At 73.5% G+C, this 7,712-nt stretch carries 6 protein-coding genes; 1 reads left to right on the top strand and 5 read right to left on the bottom strand.

The window, feature by feature from the left end:
* Positions 1-259: 259 nt before the first annotated feature.
* From ACFU6K_RS23895 to ACFU6K_RS23905, 3 genes are all read right to left on the bottom strand, one after another.
* Positions 260-598, bottom strand: coding sequence for a P-II family nitrogen regulator (locus ACFU6K_RS23895; protein ID WP_049659191.1), 339 nt, complete (start codon positions 596-598; stop codon positions 260-262).
* The gene (locus ACFU6K_RS23900; RefSeq protein ID WP_380666172.1) at positions 595-2,010 is read right to left on the bottom strand and encodes an ammonium transporter; all 1,416 of its coding nucleotides are present in this window, start codon (positions 2,008-2,010) and stop codon (positions 595-597) included. Before ACFU6K_RS23900 ends, ACFU6K_RS23895 begins: the two co-directional genes overlap by 4 nt.
* A gap of 313 nt (positions 2,011-2,323) precedes the next feature.
* Complete coding sequence (locus ACFU6K_RS23905) at positions 2,324-3,778, bottom strand: hypothetical protein (RefSeq protein ID WP_181970686.1); 1,455 nt, start codon at positions 3,776-3,778, stop codon at positions 2,324-2,326.
* 628 nt (positions 3,779-4,406) lie between these two features.
* Between ACFU6K_RS23905 and ACFU6K_RS23910 the strand changes: the two genes are divergently transcribed.
* The gene (locus ACFU6K_RS23910; RefSeq protein ID WP_380666174.1) at positions 4,407-5,096 is read left to right on the top strand and encodes a bifunctional DNA primase/polymerase; all 690 of its coding nucleotides are present in this window, start codon (positions 4,407-4,409) and stop codon (positions 5,094-5,096) included.
* A gap of 88 nt (positions 5,097-5,184) precedes the next feature.
* On the opposite strand, the gene ftsY is transcribed toward ACFU6K_RS23910, so the two are convergent.
* Complete coding sequence (ftsY, locus tag ACFU6K_RS23915; RefSeq protein ID WP_380666176.1) at positions 5,185-6,408, bottom strand: signal recognition particle-docking protein FtsY; 1,224 nt, start codon at positions 6,406-6,408, stop codon at positions 5,185-5,187.
* Between the two features lie 47 nt (positions 6,409-6,455).
* Positions 6,456-7,712, bottom strand: a 1,257-nt coding sequence (locus ACFU6K_RS23920; RefSeq protein ID WP_380666178.1) for an AAA family ATPase, incomplete at its 5' end; no start/stop codon positions are given.

The following is a 7,712-nucleotide window of genomic DNA, read 5'->3' on the forward strand; positions in this document are numbered from 1 at the left end:
GGCCGGGGGCGGCGAGCAGCGCGGCCCGGGCGGCGGCCCGGCCGCCGGGGTCGGAGGGGTCGACGGGGTCGGAGGGGCTGGTCTCGGTGGTCATGCGCGTGGGTCCCGTCCGTCGTGCTGGTGAACCGTCCCGGCCGCGGGTCCGCCGGTCCGGAGGGGCCGCTCCGGAGACGCCGGTACGCCGCCGGGCGGACCCGCACCCTCCCGGGTGAACGGGCCCGCCGTCCGGCGCGGGGCGGCCGGCTCCCGGGCTACAGGGCTACAGGGCGTCCGGGCCGCGTTCGCCGGTGCGGACCCGTACGGCGGTGTCGACCGGCACGCTCCACACCTTGCCGTCGCCGATCTTCCCGGTCCGGGCGGCCTTGACCAGGACGTCGATCAGGTCCTCGGCGTCCTCGTCCTCGACCAGGACCTCGATCCTGACCTTCGGTACCAGGTCCACGGTGTACTCGGCCCCCCGGTACACCTCGGTGTGGCCGCGCTGGCGGCCGTAGCCGCTGGCCTCGGTGACGGTGAGGCCGTGCACCCCGAAGGCCTGGAGGGCGGACTTCACCTCGTCCAGTCGGTACGGCTTGATCACGGCGGTGATGAGCTTCATCGGGCGTCGACCTCGGTCCTCTTCTCGGCGGGCTGCACGGCGGGCTTCGCGGCGGCGGGTTCCGCGGCTCCGGTCCGTTCGGCGGACCGCTCGGCGGACCGTTCGGCGGCGGACGTCGCGGCGGCGGCGGCCAGGCCCGGCAGGGCCCGGGCCAGCCCCGCCCCCACGGCGCTGAAATCGTAGGCGGACTCGGCGTGTTCGGCCTGGTCGATGCCGGCCGTCTCGACCTCGCCGGAGACCCGGAAGCCGACCAGCCGGTCGACCGCCTTGGCCAGCAGCCAGGACAGCACGAAGGAGTACGCCGCGACCACCGCCACGCCCATCGCCTGCTTGCCCAGCTGGCCGAACCCACCCCCGTAGAACAGGCCCTTGACATCCTGGCCGACCCCGCCGGTGGCGAACAGGCCGACCAGCAGCGAGCCGACCGCCCCGCCGACCGCGTGCACGCCCACCACGTCGAGGGAGTCGTCGAAGCCCCAGCGGTACTTGAGCGAGACGGCGGCGCAGCAGACCGCGCCCGCGACCAGTCCGATCGCCACCGCGCCGAGCGGGCTGACCGAGCCGCAGGCCGGGGTGATCGCCACCAGTCCGGCCACCGCGCCGGAGGCGGCGCCCAGCGTGGTGAAGGCGCCGTGCCTGAACCGCTCGTAGACCAGCCAGCCGACCAGCGCCGCGCCGGTGGCGACCTGGGTGTTCACCATGGCCATCGCGGCCACGCCGTTGGCGGCCAGCGCCGAGCCCGCGTTGAAGCCGAACCAGCCGAACCAGAGCAGCCCGGAGCCGAGCATCACCAGCGGCAGGCTGTGCGGGCGCATCGGGTCCTTCTTGAAGCCGATCCGCTTGCCCAGCACCAGGCAGAGCGCGAGGCCGGCGACGCCCGCGTTGATGTGCACGGCCGTCCCGCCCGCGAAGTCGATCACGCCGTTGCGGTCGCCCAGCCAGCCGCCGTGGCCGCCGTCGAAGAAGAACACCCAGTGCGCGACCGGGAAGTAGACGACCGTCACCCAGAGCGCGATGAACAGGCCCCAGGCGGCGAATCTCGCCCGGTCCGCGACGGCGCCGCTGATCAGCGCCGGGGTGATGACCGCGAACATCAGCTGGAACAGCGCGAAGGCGGTGACCGGGATGGAGCCGGTCAGCTCGTCGAGGCCGAGGCCGCGCATCCCGAGGTGGTCCAGGTTGCCGATCAGGCCGGCGAAGGAGTCGGACCCGAAGCTGAGCGAGTAGCCGTAGAGGACCCACAGCACGCTGACGATGCCGAGCGAGAGGAAGCTCATCGCCAGCATGTTCAGCGTGCTCTTGGCCCTGACCATGCCCCCGTAGAAGAAGGCCAGCCCTGGGGTCATCAGCATGACCAGGGCCGCACTGATGAGTACGAAGGCGGTGTCGCCCGCACTGAAGCCGTCCGGCATCGGCGTCTCCTCTGCGTCCAGGCCGATCCGCACCCGGGGACCCGTCCCGTGGTGCCACCCGGGGCGTCGGCGTTGAGGAGGAGCGTGCCGAAGGCTGGTTTCGGCCAGTGCGGCCGGTTGTTTCACCGCCGTGACGCGTGCGACGCGCGGGTTACGGCTGCGTGAACCGCGGCCGCCGCGGCCCGGCCGGGCCCGGCCGTCGGACGCCGGACATGCCACCGACCGTGACGGCGGCGGCCGCCACGGTCGGTGGAGCTTCTTCCCTCGAACGGCCCCCGAACGGCCCTCGGGCGGGCCTCGGGTGGACCTCCGGTCAGACCACCGAGACGAACTCCGGGATGTCCTGGACCACCCGCTCCTTGAGCCGGCTCACCGCGTCCACACCCTTGAACCGGGCCGACGCGGCCTCCGTGGTCTTGCGCACCCGGGAGTTCAGTCGCTCCGAGCGCACCTTGGTGGCGATGTCCACCGCCTGCTCGGCCATCACCACCGCCTGCTCGGCCTCCTTCTGCAGCAGGTGGACGCTGGCCATGCCGATCAGGTTGAAGGCGTACGAGCGCACGTGGTCGGCGTCCTGGCGGAACAGGTCGACCGCGGTCTCCATCACCGGCGCGGACAGCGAGGCGTACAGCTCGGCGTTGTCCGAGTGGTACGCGAGGTCGCGGAAGGAGTGGGCGTTCTCGGCGTTCAGCTCGGCCGGCGAGAAGAACTTCAGCCAGTCCGGGTCCTGGTCCCCGTCCCGGATGTCGGTGAAGGTGTCCTCGGCCAGCCGGATCGCCCGGGCGCAGCGGTTGACCTCGCCGATGGTGGCGTAGGCGCGCGCCTCCATCGCGTACAGCAGGGACTGCTGGCGCGGGGTGGCGGCGTCGCGGCTGCCGTACTGGGCCAGGTGGATGAGCTCCAGGGCGTCCTCGCCCCGGTTGAGGTGGATCATCTGGCGGCTCATGTCGGTGAGGATCAGCGCGCCGAACGGGCGGTCGCCGGCCTCCTTGGCCGCGTGCAGGGCGAGCACGTAGTACTTCTGCGCGCTCGGGTGCATCCCGACGTCGTACGACATCCACCCGGCCAGGTGGGCGAGTTCGGCGGTGAGCCGGAACAGCCGCTTGGTGGTGTCCTCGCTGTACGTCTCCTGGAGCAGGTCGGTGACCTCGTGCAGCTGGCCGACGACGGCCTTGCGGCGCAGCCCGCCGCCGTTCTGGGCGTCCCACTGCCGGAACATGACCGTGGTCTGCTCCAGCAGTTCGAGCTCGGGTTCGGAGAGCCGGCCGGTGAACGCCTCGCCGCCGTTGGCCGCGGTGAGGATCGGGGTGGGGACGCCGCTCGGGCCGGGGGCGAGCCAGCGCTGCATCGGCTCGATCAGCGCGGCGCCCGCGGTCAGCGCCAGTGAGGTGCCGAGGAAGCCCCGGCGGTTGAGCATGAGGTCGCTGCGGGAGTAGTCGCTGATCAGCTGGACGGTCTGCTGGCCGCTCCACGGCAGGTCGACGCCGCCGCCCACGGTGGAGACCGGGATCGCGGCGCGCAGGCCGAGGTCCTCGATCGAGACCACCGAGCCGAACCGCTCGGAGAAGAGTTCCGACATGATCTTGGGAATCGGCTCGCGGGGCTGCTCGCCGTCGAGCCAGCGGCGCACCCGGGAGGTGTCGGTGGACACGTGGTGGGCGCCGATCTGCCGGGCCTTGCGGTTGACCTGGCGGGCCAACTCGCCCTTGGACCAGCCACTGCGGGCGAACCACGTGGTCAGCTTCTCATTCGGTTGCTTCTCTGCCATGGGTAACGTCCCCATCCCGCCCGGCCCCTAGCGGGGCCCCCGATCGTGACCGCCCGACGGTTGCGGGCTCTTGCCAACGTGCCGTGCCTGAGGTGCCGCGGCGCCGCCGTACCGCAGCGCCCTCGCACTGGTGTGCCATCGTTGCGGACGATCCGTCAGATTCCCAACTCCCGTTGCCCGACGGCCCGGGACAGACTCCTCGACGACATCCGCACGCTGAACGTAATGCCCCGCGAGGGGCCCGTGGGAGCGCCCCTGGCGAAACGCCACCTTTCGCCACCCCCAGGAGTGAACCGAAGCCCGGGGGCACACGCTTCACTTAGGGAGTCCCGACGGCCCGGCATATGCGGGCCGCCAAGTCCCCCGGCTCATCCCGATGGACCCGGCGGAACCCGCAACCCACCGCAGCCACAGGCGAGTTCACCGTCCACTCGGGACGGCGACAGCCCCACGAACACGACGATCCGGCATCGGCGCCGCCCCCACAAGGCGGCGCCCGAGGCGCACCGCCGGAACAGGCGCACACCACGCGCTGCGCGCCGCCACCGCACTACGCACCACACGGCCGACAATCAACACACAGTCACCGTCCCGTAACCATCGGCAACAAGAACCTGTTGGGGGAGGCATGGACAACCTGTTCGGCGAACTTCGACTGGGGCACCTGCGGCTGGCACCGCTGGGCGCGCGCCGCCGCACCAAGGTCACCGCGTCCCAGGCCGCCGCGGAGTACACCGGCCGCTGGGGCTGGGCGGTCGTCACCGGCGATCCGGCCACCGGCACCCCGGTCGCCGGCGCCGGCGCCCCGCCCCGCTGTCCCTGCGGCTCCCCCCGCTGCGCCGCGCCCGGCCTGCACCCCGTACGGGGCGGCGGCCGGGCCCGCGCCGCCCGTACCGAGGGCGCGGTGCTGTTCCCCACCGGCCGCGCCTTCGACGTCCTGGACGTCCCCGAGCCGGCCGGCCTCCAGGCCCTGGTCCGGCTGGAGCGGATGGGCACCCAGGTGGGCCCGGTGCTCGCCTCCCCCACCGGCCGGCTCCAGTTCCTGGTCGCCGCCGGCACCGCCCGGCGCCTGCCCGACCTGCTGTACCGGATGGGCTGGGACGACGCCGCGCTCGACCTGGTCTGCCACGGCGAGGGCGGCCACGTCGCCGCCCCGCCCACCGTCCTCGGCGGCCTCGGCCCGGTCCGCTGGCTGCGCCGCCCCACCCGCGACAACGCGGGCTGCCCGCCGGAGGCCCGGCTGCTGCTCGGCACCCTCGCCTACGCCTGCCACCGCAGCCGCGAGCGCACCGCCGAGCCGGCCTGGATGGCCTCCTGACCGGCCGCGCCGACACGCGGAAGGGCCCGCCCCCCGGTGGGGGCGGGCCCTTCGTGCGCTTCCCTGATCGAACGCTTCGCGGAGGCTGTCAGTCGCCGATCAGCGCGTCCACGAACGCCCCCGGCTCGAACGGAGCCAGGTCGTCCGCGCCCTCGCCCAGGCCGATCAGCTTGACCGGCACGCCCAGCTCGCGCTGGACCGCGACCACGATGCCGCCCTTGGCGGTGCCGTCCAGCTTGGTCAGCACGATGCCGGTGATGTCGACCACCTCGGCGAACACCCGGGCCTGGATCAGACCGTTCTGGCCGGTGGTGGCGTCCAGCACCAGCAGCACCTCGTCCACCGGGCCGTGCTTCTCGACGACGCGCTTGACCTTGCCCAGCTCGTCCATCAGGCCGGTCTTGGTGTGCAGGCGGCCGGCGGTGTCGATCAGCACGGTGTCCGCACCCTCGGCGATGCCCTCCTTGACCGCGTCGAAGGCGATCGAGGCCGGGTCCCCGCCCTCCGGGCCGCGCACGGTGCGCGCGCCCACCCGCTCGCCCCAGGTCTGGAGCTGGTCGGCGGCGGCGGCGCGGAAGGTATCGGCGGCGCCGAGCACCACGGTGCGGCCGTCGGCGACCAGGACGCGGGCCAGCTTGCCGGTCGTGGTGGTCTTGCCGACGCCGTTGACGCCGACCACCAGGACCACCGCCGGGCCCTCCTCGTGCTTGGTGGAGCGCACGGCACGGTCGGCGTCCTTGCCGACCAGCTCGACCAGCTCCTCGCGCAGCAGCGCGCGCAGCTCGTCGGGCGTACGGGTGCCGAGCACCTTCACCCGGGTACGCAGCCGCTCGACCAGCTCCTGGGTGGGGGCGACGCCGACGTCCGCGGTGAGCAGCGTCTCCTCGATCTCCTCCCAGGTGTCCTCGTCCAGGTGCTCGCGGGAGAGCAGCGAGAGCAGGCCCTTGCCGAGCGAGTTCTGCGAGCGGGAGAGCCGCGAGCGCAGCCGGACCAGCCGGCCGGCGGTGGGCTCGGGGACCTCGATGGCCGGGGCCGCCTCGGCCTCGGCTGCCCCGACCTCGGCGACCTCGACCTCGGCGGGCGCCTCGGCCTCCGGGAGTTGCACCTCCTCGACGGTGCGTCGGGGCGCCTCGGTCGGCGGCGCGGCCTCCTCGCCGACCTGGGGCTCCTGCGGGGTGGGCTTCGGCGCCGTGATGACCGGCGCCTGCGACTTCGGGGGCAGCTGCTGGCGTCGTCTGCCGGAAACGACGAGGCCGGCGATCGCGCCGATGGCGACCACGGCGATGACTACGGCAAGGATCACGTATTCCATAACCGCTCCAGTATCCGCGACCGGAGCCCGGATGGACCGCAGCCGCCCTACACCGATGCGGTTCGTACGGCCCGCGGCCGGCGCTCCCGGTGCTCTTCGCGCAGCCGCTGGCTGATCACCTGCGAGATGCCGTCGCCCTTCATGGTCACGCCGTAGAGGGCGTCGGCCGACTCCATGGTGAGCTTCTGGTGGGTGATCACGATCAGCTGGGAGCTCTCCCGCAGCTCCTCCATGATCCCGATCAGCCGGCGCAGGTTGGTCTCGTCCAGCGCCGCCTCCACCTCGTCCATCACGTAGAACGGGCTGGGCCGGGCCTTGAAGATCGCCACCAGCAGCGCCACCGCGGTCAGCGAGCGCTCGCCGCCGGACAGCAGGGACAGCCGCTTGACCTTCTTGCCCGGCGGCCGGGCCTCGACCTCGACCCCGGTGGCGAGCATGTCCTCCGGGTCGGTCAGCACCAGCCGGCCCTCCCCGCCCGGGAAGAGCCGGGCGAAGACGCCCTCGAACTGGGCGGCGGTGTCGTGGTACGCCGAGGTGAACAGCTGCTCGACCCGCTGGTCCACCTCCCGGACGATGTCCAGCAGGTCGCGCCGGCTGCGCTTGAGGTCGTCCAGCTGCTCGCCGAGGAACCTGTGGCGCTCCTCCAGCGCGGCGAACTCCTCCAGCGCCAGCGGGTTGACCTTGCCGAGCTGCTGGTACGCCTTCTCGGCCGCCCGCAGCCGCTTCTCCTGCTCGGCCCGGACGTACGGGTACGGCTCGCCCGGTTCCGTCCCCTCCTCGGGCGTGGACGGCGGGACGGGCCGGTCCGGCCCGTACGAGGCGAGCAGTTCGCCGCCGTCGATGCCGAACTCCTCCAGCGCGCGGGCCTCCAGCTGCTCGATCCGCAGCCGCTTCTCGGCCCGCAGCACCTCGTCCCGGTGCCCGGCGTCGACCAGCTTGTCCAGCTCCTCCTTGAGCCCGCGGCCGTGCTCCCGGTGCTCGCGCAGCTCGTGCTCGCGCTCGGCGCGCGCCTGCTCGACGGCCGCCCGCCCGGCGTCCGCGCGGGCCAGCGACACCTCCAGGCAGGCCAGCAGCTGCCGGGCGCCCGCCGCGACGGCGTTCGCCACCGAGGCGTCGTGCTCGGCGCGCCGGCGGCGCTCGGCGGCCCGGGCGCGCGCCTCGCGCTCGGCGCGGGCGGCCCGGTCCAGCTGGTCGGCCCGGCCGGCCAGGGCGCGGACCCGCTCCTCGTGGGTGCGCACCGCGAGCCGGGCCTCCAGCTCGGCCTGCCGGGCGTCGCTCGCGGCCCCGGCCAGCCGCTGCTGTTC

The sequence above is a fragment of the Kitasatospora sp. NPDC057512 genome (assembly GCF_042802135.1).
Classification (GTDB): domain Bacteria; phylum Actinomycetota; class Actinomycetes; order Streptomycetales; family Streptomycetaceae; genus Kitasatospora.

Bases quoted from the DNA above. Each gene is read 5' to 3' on its own strand.
- ACFU6K_RS23895 (WP_049659191.1), bottom strand. From the start codon at position 598: ATGAAGCTCATCACCGCCGTGATCAAGCCGTACCGACTGGACGAGGTG.
- ACFU6K_RS23900 (WP_380666172.1), bottom strand. From the start codon at position 2,010: ATGCCGGACGGCTTCAGTGCGGGCGACACCGCCTTCGTACTCATCAGT.
- ACFU6K_RS23905 (WP_181970686.1), bottom strand. From the start codon at position 3,778: ATGGCAGAGAAGCAACCGAATGAGAAGCTGACCACGTGGTTCGCCCGC.
- ACFU6K_RS23910 (WP_380666174.1), top strand. From the start codon at position 4,407: ATGGACAACCTGTTCGGCGAACTTCGACTGGGGCACCTGCGGCTGGCA.
- ftsY (WP_380666176.1), bottom strand. From the start codon at position 6,408: ATGGAATACGTGATCCTTGCCGTAGTCATCGCCGTGGTCGCCATCGGC.